The sequence below is a fragment of the Photorhabdus luminescens subsp. luminescens genome (genome assembly GCF_001083805.1).
In the GTDB taxonomy this organism is placed as follows: Bacteria; Pseudomonadota; Gammaproteobacteria; order Enterobacterales; family Enterobacteriaceae; genus Photorhabdus; species Photorhabdus luminescens.
In genome coordinates, this window is sequence record NZ_JXSK01000001.1 from 164,610 (window position 1) to 183,690 (window position 19,081).

Annotated in this window: 1 protein-coding gene and 1 pseudogene (1 of these 2 running past the window's edge); both read left to right on the plus strand. The window is 52.4% G+C overall.

Annotation, left to right across the window (positions count from 1 at the left end):
* Window positions 1-18,413: pseudogene (locus TI10_RS26315) on the plus strand (amino acid adenylation domain-containing protein).
* Window positions 18,374-19,081: the 5' end (the start) of a non-ribosomal peptide synthetase gene (locus tag TI10_RS25555; protein ID WP_080984972.1), read on the plus strand. The gene runs 30,018 nt beyond the window's last position; the window shows 708 of its 30,726 coding nt (coding positions 1-708); its start codon is at window positions 18,374-18,376; its stop codon lies beyond the right edge, outside the window. The pseudogene TI10_RS26315 and the gene TI10_RS25555 overlap by 40 nt, the downstream one beginning before the upstream one ends.

Genomic DNA, 19,081 nt, shown 5'->3' on the forward strand with positions numbered 1-19,081 from the left:
ATGAAAGATAGTATTACTAAAAAAGCGGAAAGTGTTCTTAAATCCGCATTCCTCTCTCAGACATCAGAAAATATAACCAATAATGTAAAAAATGTACCTGCTCTGTCACGTAGCTGCGTCATAGTCGGGGGAACGACCCTCGCAGTGTTCTGCGCCGAACAAATTCAAGCGGCTGGGCATACGATACAAGCAATGCTGACTACCGATACCGTTCTGCAAACATGGGCTACTCGGCAAGGGATAGTTTGTGTGAGCTCTGTTGAGGCATTACAAGCTCAAATTGCGCAACACCCTGTAGATTGGCTTTTCTCAATCGTTAATCCGATTATCCTGCCTATGTCGCTGATTGGGCAGATTCGCGGCGGTGCTTTTAATTATCACAATAGCCCCTTGCCACGTTATGCGGGCAGTCATGCAACTTCTTGGGCTCTGTTAGCGCGGGAGACACATTATGCCGTTTCGTGGCATTGCATTGAGGCGGGGGTGGACACCGGTGATATTGCCGTGCAATGGCCGGTATCTATCGAGGAACACGATAATGCATTTTCATTAAATCTGAAATGTTATCAGGCAGCTCAAGAAGGGTTTATTAAACTACTTCGAGATCTTGAGCAGGGAAAGTTGACGACTTATCCGCAAGATCTGACACAACGGAGTTTTTATGCTCAGTCCCGTCGTCCCGATAGTGGGGGGTATCTATGTTGGCAGCAGCCGGGTGAGGCACTTTCAGCTTTAGTACGGGCGTTAGATTTTGGCGAAAATTATTTAAATCCACTGGGTTGTCCGAAACTGTTACTGAAATGGGGCACAGTGCGGATTTCCTGGCTTCAACGATTGAATCACTATTCTGGGGGGGCGCCCGGTACATTGATTGATGTAGAGGAGGATGCCTGGCAGGTAACAACCGGAAGTGAGGATGTTCGGATCGGAGGGTTTGCCACACTTGAGGGTAAGGTACTGTCCGCCGGGGAGCTTGCCGATATATCAGAACTCAGGCCAGGCAAGCAATTACCTCTGCTTGCCCCACAGCAGGTTGAAAATGTAAAAGATACTCTCCAGGCACTCGCGCCCAGTGAATCATTCTGGCGTGAGCGTCTTGCCTCTTTACTTCCACTGCAATTACCTTTCGAAACTGTCGGAAAGTCAGCAGCACCTAAATGGGCATTGAGTGTCTGGCAACCTCCGTTGTTAAAGAATGATGAAAAAGCCCCATTGCAAACGTTGTTACAAACATTTGCTATTTATCTTGCGCGTTTGACTCATCAGACCGAATTCCAAATCGGCTGGTGTGTGGATAGGGTAAAAGATGAACCAGAGGTGTTGTCTGGTTTAGCGCCAGTGGTGCCAATGACTGTTAAGGTGGAGTTTGATCAGCCTTGGTATGCGGTAGCAAGCTGGATGAATGATGAGCTTGTACGGTTGGCGCAGCATCGTACATTTTGCCGTGATCTCCTTTCTCGTGCTCCTTCACTGTGTGCTATCCCTGCATTAGCTACAAACCACCCGTGGCGGGTTGCTGTTTCTTTCGTACCGGATGACAAACCGTGGGAGCAGAATGCGTTAGGTGAATTGCTGACACTCCAGATGAATACTCAGGGCAGTTTTCGCTGGATCTACGATATAAATCGTTTGAGTACGGAAGTGGTTCAGCGGATGAGTGAGCATTTACAGGTGTTGGCATCATCGGCAGAAGAAAAAAATGACATCCCCGTCTGGCAACTTAATTTGTTGCCTGAAGCTGAACGCACGTTGCTGCTGGAAACCTGGAATGCAACCCAGACACGATACCGTGACCAAACATGCATTCACCGGTTGTTTGAGCAACAGGCAGAGAAAACCCCTGACGCGATAGCGCTGGCGTATGAAGAACGCATTCTCAGTTATGCCGAATTAAATGCCCGTGCTAATCGGCTGGCGCATCAACTGATTACATTGGGAATCGCCCCAGAGCAGCGGGTGGCAATTTGCGCCGCGAGTTCGCCAGCACGAATAGTGGGACTGTTGGCAGTACTAAAAGCTGGTGGTGCCTATGTACCGCTAGACCCGGCTTATCCGGGGGAACGTCTGGTTCATATTTTAACCGATGCTGCGCCGGTTATTGTACTGGCGGATAATACTGGACGTGCCGCGTTAGGCGAAAAAGTGTTAGCGGCGTTAACTGTACTGGATCCGAACATCCTATCTGATCAGCCGGATAGCAACCCGCAAGTACCGGCATTAACCCCACGCCATCTGGCGTATGTAATTTATACCTCCGGTTCAACCGGCATACCAAAAGGCGTGATGGTCGAACATCGTGGGCTGGTTAACCTTATTCAGGAAAAAATTGCTCAGTTTGATATCCATCCGGGTAGCCGGATGTTGCAGTTTGCTTCATTTGGCTTTGATGCCAGCGTCTGGGAAACCATGATGGCATTGTGCAGTGGGGCCGCTTTGGCGATCCCTGCTGATACAGTTCGTCAGGAGCCCCGTTATCTCTGGCATTATCTGGAAGAGCAAGCGATAACTCACGCTTGCTTGACCCCGGCCCTGCTCCGGGAAGGGACCGATTTGCCGGAGATGACGATAAGACCGACGTTGATACTCGGTGGCGAGGCACCCAGCGCAACGCTGCTTCAAGCCCTGAGCCGTCGGGCAACGGTGTTTAATGCCTATGGCCCGACAGAAATCACGGTGTGTGCGGCCGTTTGGCGTTGTCCGTCAGACTACACTGAGGGTGTCATTGCTATTGGGCGTCCGACAGCGAACACACAGGTTTATTTGCTGAATACTGACGGTCAGCCGGTACCGTTAGGCGCGGTTGGAGAGCTCTATATTGGCGGCGTGGGGGTGGCGCGAGGCTATCTCAACCGCCCTGATTTGACGGCGGAACGTTTTCTGGCAGATCCGTTTAGCGATAAGCCGGATGCCCGCCTGTACCGCACCGGGGATTTGGCTCGCTACCTGCCGGATGGCAATCTGGAATTCTTGGGCCGTAATGACCAACAGGTGAAAATCCGCGGTTTCCGCATTGAACCGGGGGAAATCGAAGCTCGATTGCTGGAACACCCGGCGGTGAGCGAAGCGTTAGTGCTGGCTTTGGGCGACAGTCAGGATAAACGGTTGGCGGCTTATGTGGTGGCAGAAGCCGATGATCGGCTGGTTAACAGCTTGCGTGCCTATCTGAGTGCCATTTTGCCGGATTATATGGTGCCGACAGCTTTTGTACGTCTGGATACCTTCCCGTTGACGCCGAACGGCAAACTGGATCGCCGGGCGCTACCGGCGCCGGGGGAAAATGCCTTTGCTCGGCAGGTTTATGCAGCACCACAAGGGGAGATAGAAACTTTGCTTGCTGTCATTTGGAGCGAGTTGTTGGGTATTGAACAGGTCAGCCGACACGACAGTTTCTTTGCCTTGGGCGGTCATTCGCTGTTGGCAGTGCGGATGATTGAACGTCTGCGTAATGCGGGGTTAACGCTGGCGGTGCGTGATTTATTCCAATTCCCGGTGTTATCTGAATTTGCCCAAACAGTAGGACAATCACCGGCGGTGGTGGTGCCAGCGCATGTCGTGACGCCGGCAACCACGGCACTGACACCCGACATGTTGCCGTTGACTGATCTCACTCAGTCTGAGATTGACCATATCATTGCGCAAGTACCGGGTGGGGTTGCCAATATTCAGGATATTTATGGTTTGTCACCGTTACAGGATGGCATTTTGTTCCACCATCTGTTGGCAAATAAAGGTGACCCGTATCTATTTGTTAGCCAGATGACCTTTGCTGACCGATCTCTGTTGGACAGCTATTTAGTGGCGGTGCAACAGGTGGTTAATCGCCACGATATTCTGCGTACCGCCTTTGCCTGGCAAGGATTATCAGCGCCGGTACAAGTGGTTTGGCGTCAGGCGCAATTGTCAGTCACTGAACTGACACTAAACCCGATTGATGGACCGGTCCGTGACCAATTAGCTCAACATTTTGCCCCACATCACCATCGCCTCGACTTGAACCAAGCACCCTTGCTGCATTTTGCGGTAGCGCAGGAGGACGATGGCCGTTGGAGCGTAGTGCAATTGCTGCATCATCTGATTGGCGACCATACGACGCTGGAAGTGATGAATGGTGAAATTCAGGCTTATCTTGTTGGACAGGTAGAGAACCTGCCTGTGCCGATTCCTTTCCGCAATCTGGTGGCTCAGGCCCGGTTGGGGGTGAGTCAGGTCGAACATACCCGCTTCTTTACTGATATGTTGTCTGAGGTGGATCAACCGACGCTGCCATTTGGGTTGACAGGGGTACATTGGGATGGTTCGCAGGTGACAGAATCGTACCGGATGTTACCCGCTACGTTGAATGACCGCCTGCGCAGTCAGGCCCGGCGTCTGGGCGTCAGTTTGGCGGCTTTGTGCCATTTGGCCTGGGCACAGGTGTTGTCACGTACCAGCGGACAGGCGAAAGTAGTGTTCGGCACCGTACTGTTTGGGCGGATGCAGGCCGCTGACAGCGGTATGGGGCTGTTTATCAATACCTTGCCGTTACGACTGGATATAAATGATACCTCGGTACAGAACAGTGTACAGGCTGCGCATACCCGGCTGGCGGAATTGTTGGATCATGAACATGCGTCACTGGCATTGGCTCAGCGTTGCAGTAGAGTGCCGGGGGAAATCCCGCTCTTCAGTGCTTTATTGAACTATCGACATAATGATCAACTGACGATCCCAAATAAAGTCGTGCCGGGTATTGAATTCCTTGGCTCGCAGGAGAGAACTAACTATCCCTTTGTGCTGTGTGTGGAAGACGGTGGTTTTAGTTTAGGATTAACTGCTCAAGTGGTACAGCCGTTTGAGTCGGAACGGGTATGCGGTTATATGCAACAGGCGCTAGAAAGCCTGACAACGGCGCTTGAACAATGTCCAGAGACACCGGTAAAAACATTGAATATCTTGCCGGCAGCGGAGAAAAAGCTGCTGCTGGAAACCTGGAATGCAACCGAAACATCGTATCCAGATCACGGTTGTATTCACCGACTGTTTGAGCAATGGGCAGAGAACAATCCAGATGCCACGGCGTTGGTGTATGAAGAACACACCCTCAGCTATGCCGAGCTCAATGCCCGAGCTAATCGTCTGGCGCATCAATTGATAGCGTTGGGAGTCACGCCGGACCAACGGGTGGCGGTTTGCGTGTCACGTTCACCGGCAATGGTGGTAGGAGTATTAGCGGTGCTGAAAGCCGGGGGCGCCTACGTGCCGCTGGATCCGGTTTATACCGGTGAGCGTCTGGCGTATATCCTGACTGATGCCGCCCCCGCTATTTTACTGGCGGATAACGTCGGGCGTGATGCGCTGGGAGAGGATGCGCTGGCAAGGCTGACCGTACTTGACCCGAATAGTCTGCCTGATCAACCGGGCAGTAACCCGCAGGTGCCAACATTGACGGCACAGCATCTGGCCTATGTGATTTACACCTCGGGTTCGACCGGCACACCGAAAGGGGTAATGGTAGAGCATCGTCATATCCTGCGTTTGTTCGACGCCACTGAATCCTGGTATCACTTTAACCGGCAAGATATTTGGTGCCTGTTCCATTCCATTGCGTTTGACTTCTCGGTGTGGGAATTATGGGGAGCCTTACGCTACGGCGCTAAACTGGTATTGGTCCCACACGCGATTGCCCGTTCGCCCCAGGAGCTGCATCAATTCGTGTGTCAGCACGGCATCACGGTGTTGAATCAGACCCCCAGCGCCTTCAAAGCCTTTATTGCCAGTTATGTCGCCAATCCGTTACCGGACTGCTTGCGCTATATCATCTTTGGCGGGGAAGCACTTGATCCGAGTATTCTGAAACCGTGGTATGCCCTGCGTGAGGAGACATTGCCTCAATTGGTGAATATGTACGGTATCACGGAGACCACGGTTCACGTCACTTACCGGGCACTGAATCGCCATGATGTGGAACAGACAACGAGTCCTATTGGTACGCGGATCCCGGACTTAACCCTCTATCTGCTGGATAAATATCGTCAGCCAGTGCCGTTAGGTACCGTAGGTGAGTTATATATTGGCGGGGCCGGTGTGGCACGGGTTATCTCAATCGCCCTGAACTGACGGCGGAACGTTTTCTACCGGATACGTTCAGTAGTGAACCAGATGCCCGGATGTACCGCACCGGGGATTTGGCCCGCTACCTACCAGACGGCAATCTGGAGTTTCTGGGCCGTAATGACCAGCAGGTGAAAATCCGCGGTTTCCGCATTGAACCGGGGGAAATCGAAGCTCGACTGTTGGAACACCCGGCGGTGAGTGAAGCAGTTGTGCTGGCGCTGGACGATGGTCAGGACAAACGGCTGGTAGCTTATGTGGCGGCAGAAGCGGATGAGGCATTGGTTAACCATCTGCATATTCACTTAAGTATGGTGTTACCGGATTATATGGTGCCGGCCGCTTTTGTGCGTCTGGACGCGTTTCCGTTGACGCCAAACGGCAAACTGGACCTGCGGGCATTACCCGTCCCAGGAGAAGAAGATTTTGCCCGGCAGGTTTACGCTGCACCGTCAGGGGAGATGGAAACCACGTTGGCGGCTATCTGGCGTGAATTACTGGGTGTTGAGCGAATTAGCCGATATGACAACTTTTTCTCCCTAGGCGGCCATTCTCTGTTGGCGGTGCGGATGATAAACCGGATAACGGCGTTGGGGATTGAATTACCGCTGTCCACATTGTTTACTTTCCCGTCTTTGATGACCTTTGCTGAAGCGATGCGTACCCAGTTTGACACGTCAGGAGAGGTATTACCCGCTATCATTCCGCTATCCCGTGAAGACCAATTACCGTTGTCATTTGCGCAACAGCGTCTGTGGTTCTTGGCCCAGCTTGACGGGGAGAGTGAGACCTATAATATTCCGTTAGCCCTGCGTTTGCGTGGTCGGCTGGATATCACCGCTTGGCAACAGGCGCTTGATACGCTATTTGCCCGCCATGAAGCATTGCGCTCTATTTTTGTTGCTGTTGACGGCCAGCCACAGGTGGAGTTGTTACTAGCGGCATCAGGCTTGCCGATGAGAAAATATGATCTGCGTAACACGCTTGATGTGGATGCACAGCTTGCATCTCTCTCTGCTCAGGAAGCCAGTGCGCCATTTGATCTTGCTCGTGGCCCATTAATTCGTTCCAGCTTGATACAACTGACTAATGATGATCACGTTTTCTTGCTGACCCAGCATCATATTGTTTCCGATGGTTGGTCTTTAGGGATACTAAAATCAGAATTGGAGGCGCTTTATTCGGCTCACTTGAACCAACAGCCGGATCCGTTGCCACCGTTGACCATTCAGTATCCTGATTACGCCGCCTGGCAGCGTCAATGGTTATCGGCTGAACGCATACAGTCCCAATCTGATTATTGGCGTTCGAAACTGGTTGATGCACCGGTTCTCCTGGATTTGCCGACTGACCGGCCACGTCCGCCTCAGCAGTCGTTTACCGGGAATATCTTGCCCGTCAATCTGGATGCTGAGTTAACCCAATCTCTCAAACGCCTGAGTGAGCAACAGGGCGTCACGTTATTTATGACCCTGTTGGCGGCTTGGGCAACGGTTCTATCGCGTCTGTCAGGTCAGGAAGATTTGGTTATCGGGACGCCAAGCGCGGGCCGCAGTCGGCAAGAAGTAGAATCTTTAATCGGCTTCTTTGTGAATACTCTGGCGTTGCGTATGGATTTATCCGGTGCGCCGAATATAGCGGAATTGCTGGCGCGTGTGCGACAAACCGCGCTGGAGGCACAGGAACATCAGGACCTACCATTTGAACAGGTGGTGGAAATTGTGCAACCGCCGCGCCGACTGGCGCATGCCCCACTGTTCCAGGTGATGTTTGCCTGGCAGAACAATAAGAACACGGAATGGCAGTTGCCGGGACTGGTGGTTTCACTGGTCGAGCAAGCTTTTGATGTGGTTAAGTTCGATCTTGAGCTGAATTTGTTTGAAGTGGAAGGCCAGATTGTCGGTTATCTGAATTATGCCTCTGCCCTGTTTGATCAAGCAACCATTGAGCGGCAGGTGGGCTATCTCCATACCGTACTGCGAGAGATGGCGGCTAACCCTCAACAGCCGGTCGGGAAAATCAATATCCTGACTGTGGCGGAACGTAAGTTGTTATTGGAAACCTGGAACGCGACCGAAACGTCGTATCCAGATCATGGTTGTATTCACCGATTGTTTGAGCAACAGGCAGAGAAAAACCCGGATGCCACGGCTCTGGTGTATGCGGGGCAAGTCCTCAGTTATGCCGAATTAGATGCCCGTGCTAATCGGCTGGCGCATCAATTGATTACATCGGGAATCGTACCAGAGCAGCGGGTAGCAATCTGTGTCGCCAGTTCTCCGGCACGAATAGTGGGATTGCTGGCAGTACTAAAAGCCGGGGGCGCCTATGTGCCACTGGACCCGGCTTATCCGGGGGAACGTCTGGTTCATATTTTAACCGATGCTGCGCCGACTATTGTGCTGGCGGATGCTGCTGGACGTACTGCGTTAGGCGAAAAAGTGTTGGCAGCGTTAACTGTACTGGATCCGAATTCATTGCCCAACCAACCGGACAGCAACCCGCAAGTATCGGCATTAACCCCACGCCATCTGGCGTATGTAATTTACACCTCCGGTTCAACTGGCATACCAAAAGGCGTGATGGTCGAACATCGTGGGCTGGTTAACCTTATTCAGGAAAAAATCGTTCAGTTTGATATCCAGCCGGGTAGCCGGATGTTGCAGTTTGCTTCATTTGGCTTTGATGCCAGCGTCTGGGAAACCATGATGGCATTGTGTAGTGGGGCCACTTTGGCGATCCCTGCCGATACGGTTCGTCAGGAGCCCCGTTATCTCTGGCATTATTTGGAAGAGCAGGCGATAACTCACGCTTGCCTGACCCCGGCCCTGCTCCGGGAAGGAACCGATTTACCGGAGATGACGATAAGACCGACGTTGATACTCGGTGGCGAAGCGCCCAGCGCAACGCTGCTTCAGGCACTGAGTCGTCGGGCAACGGTGTTTAATGCCTATGGCCCGACAGAAATCACGGTGTGTGCAGCCACCTGGCGTTGTCCGTCAGATTATGCTGAGGGTGTCATTGCTATCGGGCGTCCGACAGCGAACACACGGGTTTATTTGTTGAATACTGACGGCCAGCCGGTGCCGTTAGGCGCGGTTGGAGAGCTGTATATTGGCGGTGTGGGGGTAGCGCGAGGCTATCTCAACCGCCCTGACTTGACGGCGGAACGTTTTCTGGCAGATCCGTTTAGTGGTGAACTTGATGCCCGCCTGTACCGGACCGGGGATTTAGCCCGCTACCTGCCAGATGGTAATTTGGAATACTTGGGCCGTAATGACCAACAGGTGAAAATCCGCGGTTTCCGCATTGAGCCGGGGGAAATCGAAGCCCGATTGCTGGAACACCCGACAGTAAGCGAAGCGCTGGTGCTGGCTCTGGGCGACGGTCAGGATAAACGGTTAGTGGCTTATGTAGCAGCAGAAGCGGATAAAGAGCTGGTTAACCATCTTCGTACTCATCTGAGTGCCATTTTGCCGGATTACATGGTGCCGGCAGCCTTTGTGTGCTTGGATACCTTCCCGTTGACGCCAAACGGCAAATTGGATCGCCGAGCATTGCCAGCACCGGGGGTCGAAGCCTTTGCCCGGCAGGTTTACACAGCGCCGCAAGGGGAGATAGAAACTCTGCTAGCCACTATTTGGAGTGAATTGTTGGGTATTGAACAGATCAGTCGGCATGACAGTTTCTTTTCCCTAGGTGGTCATTCGTTGCTAGCGGTACGGATGGTTGAGCGTTTGCGTAACGCGGGGTTAACGCTAGCGGTACGTGATTTATTCCAATCCCCAGTATTATCCGCATTTGCCCAAACAGTAGGACAGTTACAGGCAGTGGTAGTGCCGACAAATGTCATTACCCTAGCGACCACGGCACTCACACCCGAGATGCTGCCGTTGATTGACCTGACTCAATCAGAAATTGACCATATCATTACACAAGTACCAGGTGGAGTTGCCAATATTCAGGATATCTATGCTCTGTCTCCATTGCAGGACGGTATTCTGTTCCACCATCTATTGGCGAATAAAGGCGACCCGTATCTATTGGTCAGCCAGATGACCTTTGCTGATCGTTCATTGTTGGATCGTTATCTGGCGGCAGTGCAACAGGTGATTAATCGCCACGATATTCTGCGTACCGCCTTTGTTTGGCAAGGATTATCAGCGCCAGTACAAGTGGTTTGGCGTCAGGCGCAATTGTCAGTCACTGAACTGATACTAGACTCGGTTGATGGGCCGATCTGTGACCAGTTAGCTCAACATTTTGACCCGCGTCGCTATCGCCTCGACTTAGACCAAGCACCCTTGCTGCATTTTGCAATGGCACAGGAGGACGATGGCCGTTGGAGCGTGTTGCAATTGCTGCATCATCTGATTGGCGACCATACGACGCTGGAAGTAATGAATGCCGAGGTTCAGGCTTATCTTATCGGACAGGAAGAGAACTTGCCTGTGCCGGTCCCTTTCCGCAACCTGGTGGCACAAGCCTGGTTAGGGGTGAGTCAGGCTGAACATACCCGTTTCTTTACTGACATGCTGGCTGAAGTGGACGAACCAACGTTGCCGTTCGGGTTGACGGAGGTCCATCGAGATGGTTCGCAGGTGACGGAATCGCATCGGATATTACCCGTTACGTTAAATAATCGTCTGCGCAGTCAGGCCCGGCGTCTGGATGTCAGTTTGGCTACGTTATGCCATCTGGCTTGGGCACAGGTGTTGTCGCGTACCAGCGGACAGGCGAAAGTGGTGTTCGGCACCGTACTGTTTGGGCGGATGCAGGCCGGGCAAGGGGCTGACAGCGGCATGGGGCTGTTTATCAATACTTTGCCGTTGCGACTGGATATAGATGAGACCTCGGTGCAGGACAGTGTGCGGTTAGCCCATACCCGGTTAGCTGGATTGCTGGCGCATGAACATGCTTCACTGGCGCTGGCTCAACGTTGCAGTAGAGTGTCAGGGGAAGCGCCCCTCTTTAGCGCATTACTGAACTACCGGCATAGTGCGCAGCCGGTTACCACGGATGCCATCATCAGCGGTATTGAAATCCTTAGCGGTCAGGAGCGCACGAACTATCCGTTTGTCTTGTCGGTGGAAGATTTTGGTCATGCTTTGGGATTGACGGCGCAAATCGTTCAACCGATTGATCCAGAGAGGATATGTGGTTATATGCAACAGGCGCTGGAAAGTCTGGCAGAAGCGCTTGAACAGCGACCAGAGACACCGGTACGGTTGTTGAATATTTTACCGGCAGCGGAGAAGAGGCTGTTGTTGGAGACCTGGAACGCGACCCAGGCACCATATCCCGATCAATATTGTATTCACCGGTTGTTTGAACAACAGGCCGAAAAAAACCCTGACGCGATAGCGCTGGTGTATGGAAAATATCTCCTCAGCTATGCGGAATTAAATGCCCGCGCCAATCGACTGGCTCACCGGTTAATTGGGCAGGGGATTCAGCCGGACGATCGGATTGCAGTTTTATTAGAACGTTCTGTTGAGCTGGTAGTAGCTCAGTTGGCTATCCTCAAGGCCGGGGCCGTTTATGTGCCGATCGATCCTCAAGTACCGGATGAGCGGAAACACTGGCTGATAAACGACTGTTCAGCCAAATTATTGCTTACTGATATCGATATCCCGGTTGACCTAGTGATCCCCCTGTTATGCCTTGCTAATGAGATGGACGCTATCAGGCAGGAAGATTACCTCAATCCTGACTTACCCCGCGCCAGTCCTGAACTGGCCTATATTATGTATACCTCCGGCTCGACTGGCGCACCCAAAGGGGTGATGGTGCCGCATCGGGCGGTGGTGCGGTTGGTCATCAATAACGGGTACGCCGACATCGGGCCGGATGATCGGGTGGCGTTTGGGGCTAACCCGGCTTTCGATGCCAGCACCTTTGAAGTCTGGGCGCCGTTGCTTAATTGCAGCACGTTGGTGGTAATTGATCACGCCACGTTGCTGACGCCTAAAGAATTTGTTCGGGCATTACAGATTTATCGTATTACCGTGCTGTGGCTCAGTGTCGGGCTATTTAACCGGCTGGCGACAGAGTTGTCTCCGGCGCTGCCACAAATCAAGATATTGATTGTCGGCGGCGATGTGCTGGATCCGCATGTGATTAGGCAAGTTTTGCGTGATAACCCGCCGCAACAGTTATTGAATGGCTATGGACCGAGTGAGGGTGCCACCTTTACCACCACCTACCGTATCACTGCGTTGCCTGCGGGGACAACGAAGATCCCCATTGGTCGACCGATAGCCAATACGCGGGTTTATCTGTTGGATGCCAATGGTCAGCCAGTACCGTTGGGTGTGGAAGGGGAGATTTATATCGGCGGAGACGGGGTGGCCTGTGGCTATCTTAATCGTCCTGAGTTGACCGTAGAACGTTTCTTACTGGATCCGTTCAATGATGAACCGGATGCTCGGATGTACCGTACCGGAGATTTAGCCCGCTACTTACCGGACGGCAATCTGGAATTCTTGGGCCGTAATGACCAACAAGTGAAAATCCGCGGTTTCCGTATTGAGCCGGGGGAAATCGAAGCCCGGCTGATGGAACATCCGGCGGTGAATGAAGTGGTTGTACTGGTGGTGGGTGATGAGCAAGACAAACGGCTGGTGGCTTATGTGGCGGCAGAAGCGGATGAAACGTTGGTTAACTGTCTTCGTACTCACTTGAGCGCAATTTTACCGGATTATATGGTACCGGCCGCTTTTGTCTGTCTGGGTGCTTTTCCGCTGACGCTGAACGGTAAGCTGGACCGTCAGGCGCTACCGGCACCGGGGGAAGAGGATTTTGCCCGGCAAATTTACGCCGCGCCGTCAGGGGAGATGGAAACCACATTGGCGGCTATCTGGCGTGAATTACTGGGTGTCGAGCGGATTAGCCGATATGACAACTTTTTCGCACTGGGCGGACATTCGCTATTGGCGGTGCGAATGATAAATCGGATAGCGGCATTAGGGATTGAATTACCGCTGTCCACGCTGTTTACCTTCCCGTCGTTGATGGCCTTTGCTGAAGTGATGAGTGCTGAGTTTGATAAGTCGGACAGAATATTACCTGCTATCGTCCCGCTATCCCGCGAAGGCCAATTGCCGTTGTCATTTGCGCAACAACGTCTGTGGTTCCTGACCCAGTTTGAGGGGGTGAGTGAGATCTATCATATTCCGTTGGCTCTACGTCTACAGGGTCAGTTGGATATTGCCGCCTGGCAACAGGCGCTCGACACCCTATTTGCCCGCCATGAAGTATTGCGCTCTGTTTTTGTTACTGTTGACGGCCAACCACAGGTGGAATTGTTACCGGCGGCATTAGGCCTGCCGATGAAAAAATATGATCTGCGTAACACACCTGATGTGGATGCGCAGCTTGCCTCTCTTTCTATTCAGGAAGTTGGTACGCCGTTTGATCTTGTTCGTGGCCCATTAATTCGTTCTGCTCTGGTACAACTGGCTAATGATGAACACGTTTTCTTACTAACCCAGCATCATATTATTTTCGATGGCTGGTCTGTCAGCGTATTGATGCGTGAATTGAACACCCTTTACACCGCATTCCTGGCGGGACAACCGGATCCATTGTCTCCGTTGACAATTCAGTATCCTGATTATGCCGCTTGGCAGCGCCAATGGCTATCGGCTGACCGTATACAGTCCCAATCTGATTATTGGCGTGCGAGACTGGCTGACGCGCCAGTTCTATTGGACTTGCCGACTGACCGGCCACGTCCGCCTCGGCAGTCGTTTGCCGGGGCCCTACTGCCCGTCAGTTTGGATGCGGAATTAACCCAATCCCTTAAACGCCTGAGTGAACAGCAGGGCGTCACATTATTTATGACCCTGTTGGCGGCTTGGGCGACGGTTCTGGCGCGCCTATCAAATCAGGAAGATCTGGTTATCGGTACACCGAGTGCTGGTCGCAGTCGGCAAGAAGTAGAATCTTTAATCGGCTTCTTTGTCAATACGCTAGCCTTGCGGATGGATTTATCCGGTGCACAAAATGTGGCGGAATTGCTGGCGCATGTGCGGCAAACCGCACTGGCGGCACAGGAGCATCAGGATCTGCCGTTTGAACAGGTGGTGGAAATCGTGCAACCTCCGCGCCGATTGGCGCATACTCCGTTGTTCCAGGTGATGTTTGCCTGGCAGAACAATGAGAACACAGAATGGCAGTTACCGGGGCTGACAGTTTCACCTGCCGATCAACTCATCGATATCGCTAAATTTGATCTTGAATTGGGCCTGTCAGAGGTGGATGGCTGCATTGTCGGTTATCTGAATTATGCCACTGTTCTATTTGATCAACCGACCATTGAGCGGCAGGTGGGTTATCTCCATACCGTACTACGGGCGATGGCGGCTAACCCTCAACAGCCGGTCGGGAAAATCAATATCCTGACCGTGGCGGAACGCAAGCTGTTATTGGAAACTTGGAACACGACTAAAATGTCGTATCCAGATCACAGTTGTATTCATCGACTGTTTGAGCAATGGACAGAGAAAAATCCGGATGCCACGGCACTAGTGTATGAAGGGCAAGCCCTCAGTTATGCCGAATTAAATGCGCGTGCTAATCGGCTAGCGCATCAACTAATTACGTTAGGTGTGGTGCCGGATCAGCGAGTAGCGATTTGTGTGGCACGTTCACCAGCGATGATAACCGGGTTGTTAGCGGTACTGAAAGCTGGTGGAGCCTATGTGCCGCTGGATCCGGCTTATTCGGGCGAGCGTCTGAGGCATATTCTGGCTGATGCCGAGCCGGCTATTTTGTTGGCGGATAATACCGGCCGTGCTGCGTTGGGTAAGAAGGCACTTGCAGACGTGATTATGCTCGATCCGAATATCTTGTTTGACCAGGCGGACAGTAATCCGCAGATACCTGAATTGACTGAACGACATTTGGCCTATGTGATTTACACTTCGGGTTCTACTGGCACACCGAAAGGGGTGATGGTGGAACATCGTGGGGTAGTTAACCTAGCTCTGGCTCAAATTACCCGGTTTAGCGTTGATGAAACCAGTCGGATATTGCAATTTGCTTCATCGGGTTTTGATGCCAGTGTCTCGGAAATCATGACAGCGTTAAGTGGTGGAGCCTGTTTGGTTATTCCTACCGATATCATTCGCCAGGACCCGCGTCGTCTTTGGTCTTATCTGGAAAAACAAGCAGTAACGCACGCTTTCCTGCCGCCAGCTCTGTTCCGGGAAGAGAGTGATTTACCGGTAATAGCGATAAAGCCTACGTTAATATTTGCAGGAGAAGCGCCGGGTTCAACCCTGTTCTGGGCATTGTGTGATCGGGTCAATCTGTTCAATGATTATGGCCCAACGGAAATTACAGTTTGCGCTACCTCTTGGTCTTGCCCGCCAGACTATATGGATGCATTGATTCCTATAGGGCGTCCAACAACCAACACACGGGTTTATTTGCTGGATACTTATAGTCAGCCGGCACCATTGGGGGCGGTGGGAGAACTGTATATCGGTGGCGTAGGCGTCGCGCGGGGTTATCTCAATTATCCTGAATTGACCGCTGAACGTTTCCTCACTGATCCGTTCAGTAATGAACCCGATGCCTGGATGTACCGAACCGGGGATTTGGCCCGTTATCTGCCGGACGGCAATCTGGTATTCATTGGTCGTAACGATCAGCAGGTTAAAATCAGGGGTTTCCGTATTGAGCCGCAAGAAATTGAAGCGCGATTGACAGAGTATCCTGCGGTAAGTGGAGCATTGGTACTGGCGTTAAGTGATGGGCAGGACAAACGGCTGGTGGCTTATGTGGTGGCAGAGCCAGATGACGGATTAACGGCGAGCTTGCGTGAATATCTGAGCGCTATTTTACCTGATTATATGGTGCCAGCGGCTTTTGTGCGCTTGAATGCCTTCCCATTGACCCCAAGCGGCAAGTTGGATCGCCGAGCACTGCCAGTCCCAGGGGCGGATGCCTTTGCTCGTCAGGTTTATGCAGCGCCGCAAGGGGAAACAGAAACCCTCTTGGCCGCTATTTGGAGCGAGTTATTGGGTATTGAACAGATCAGTCGGCACGACAGTTTCTTTGCCCTGGGCGGCCATTCTCTGCTTGCGGTGCGGATGATTGAACGTCTGCGTAACGCGGGATTAACGCTGGCGGTGCATGATCTGTTCCAATCCCCGGTATTATCCGCATTTGCCCAAACAGTAGGGCAGTCACAAACGGTGGTGGCGCCGGAGAATGTCATTACCCCGGCGACCACGGCACTCACACCTGAAATGTTGCCGTTAATTGAGCTGACCCAAATTGAGATTGACTATATTGTGGAACAAGTGCCGGGCGGAATGGCTAATATTCAGGATATTTATGCCCTGTCGCCGTTGCAGGACGGTATTTTGTTCCACCATTTACTGGCGAATAAAGGCGATCCGTATCTATTGGCTTATCCTATGGCCTTTGCTGATCGATTCTTACTGGATTGTTATCTGGCGGCGGTGCAACAGGTGATTAATCGCCATGACATCCTGCGTACTGCTTTTGTTTGGCAAGGATTATCCGTTCCGGCCCAGGTAGTCTGGCGTCAGGCGCCGTTATCAGTTGTCGAACTGACGTTAGATCCTGCTGACGGGCCGGTTTATGAACAATTAGCTCAACGTTTTGATCCGCGTCAGCATCGTCTCGATCTAGGCCAGGCGCCACTGTTACGTTTTGTTATTGCACAGGAAATGGATGGTCGTTGGATTGCACTGCAATTGCAGCATCATTTGATTGGCGACCATACCACAATGGAAGTGATGCATCGCGAAGTTCAGGCGTACCTTACTGGGCCAGGGGACAATTTGCCAGCACCGGTCCCTTTCCGCAATCTGGTGGCTCAAGTTCGTCTGGGGGTGAGCCAAGCCGAGCATACCCGTTTCTTTACTGACATGTTATCTGAGGTGGATGAACCGACGTTGCCGTTCGGATTAACGGAAGTATACCGGGATGGTTCTCAGATGACCCAATCGTACCGAATGTTGCCCGCTATACTGAACAACCGCTTGCGTAGTCAGGCCCGACGTCTGGGTGTCAGTCTAGCGGCTCTGTGCCATCTGGCCTGGGCACAGGTCTTGTCACGTACCAGTGGACAGGCGAAAGTGGTATTCGGCACCGTATTGTTTGGACGGATGCAGACAGGACAAGGGGTTGACAGCGGCATGGGGCTGTTTATCAACACTTTGCCGTTACGACTGGATATGGATGATACCCCAGTAAGGGGGAGTGTACAGGCAGCACATGCCCGGCTAGCCGAATTATTGGTGCATGAACACGCTTCACTGGCACTGGCTCAACGTTGCAGTGGGGTACAAGGTGAAGTTCCACTCTTTAGTGCTTTGTTGAACTACCGGCACAGTACGTTATCCGCGACTTCGAATGAAATCATGAATGGCATTGAGTTCCTTGGCGCACAGGAACGTACCAACTATCCGTTTACTCTATCGGTGGAGGATTTTGGTAATGCGTTGGGATTAACAACGCAAATTGTCCAGCCATTTGATCCGGAACGGATGTGCGGTTATATGCAACAGGCGCTGGAAAGTTTGGCAGAAACACTTGAGCTGGCCCCGGAAACGCCGGTACGGACGTTGGAAATTTTGCCTGAAACGGAACGCGCATTGTTACTAAAAACCTGGAATGCGACTGAAACTGTCTACCCTGAGCAGTTATGTATCTATCAGTTATTTGAACAACAAGTGGAGAAAAACCCGGATGCCACGGCACTGGTGTATGACGAACAGACGTACAGCTATGCGGAATTGAATATCCGAGCTAACCGACTGGCCCATCAACTGATTGCGCTGGGTATTGCGCCAGACCAGCGAGTCGCGATTTGTGTTACACGTTCACTAACGATGGTTGTAGGCTTACTGGCGGTGTTGAAAGCGGGCGGCGCCTATGTTCCATTGGACCCGGCTTATCCGGGTGAACGTTTGGCATATATTTTAACCAATGCAGCACCGGCTATTTTGCTGGCTGATAATGTTGGATGTATCGCACTGGGCGAAGAAGCACTGGCAGGACTCACGGTACTTGATCCGAATATGCTGCCTGATCAACCGGACAGTAACCCGCACGTGCCCGCACTGACTGCACAGCATCTGGCGTATGTGATTTACACCTCCGGTTCCACTGGCACGCCAAAAGGCGTGATGGTTGAGCATCGTGGGCTGGTTAATCTTATTCGGGATAAAATCGCCCAGTTTGGCATTCACTCGGGTAGCCGGATGTTACAGTTTGCCTCATTGAGTTTCGATGCCAGTGTTTGGGAAATCATGATGGCGTTGGGGAGTGGGCCAGTTTGATTATCGCTGTCGATATCGCCCGTCAGGACCCGCTTCGTCTCTGGCATTATCTGGAGCAACAGGCAGTGACCCATGCCTGTCTGACCCCGGCTCTGCTTCGGGAGGGGGGCGATTTACCGGAAATGATGACAAGACCGACGTTGATACTCGGTGGCGAGGCACCCAGCGCAATGCTGCTCCAGGCACTGAGTCGTCGGGCAACGGTGTTTAATGCCTATGGCCCGACAGAAATCACGGTGTGTGCGACGACCTGGCGTTGCCCGCCAGACTACACGGAGACGTTGGTGCCTATCGGCCATCCGACCGTGAACACCCAGATTTATTTGCTGGATACCTACGGCCAGCCAGTGCCGTTGGGGGCAGTAGGTGAATTATATATTGGCGGTGCGGGGGTGGCGCGTGGCTACCTTAATCGTCCTGAACTGACGGCTGAACGCTTCTTAGCTGACCCGTTTAGTGAGATGCCGGATGCGCGGATGTATCGGACCGGGGATCTGGCCCGTTATTTGCCAGATGGTAATTTAGTCTTTGTTGGTCGTAATGACCAGCAGATTAAAATTCGGGGCTTCCGAATTGAACCGGGTGAAATTGAGACTCGATTGACAGAGTACCCAGCGGTGCGTGAAGCGGTAGTGTTAGCACTGGGTGAGGGGCACGATAAGCGTCTG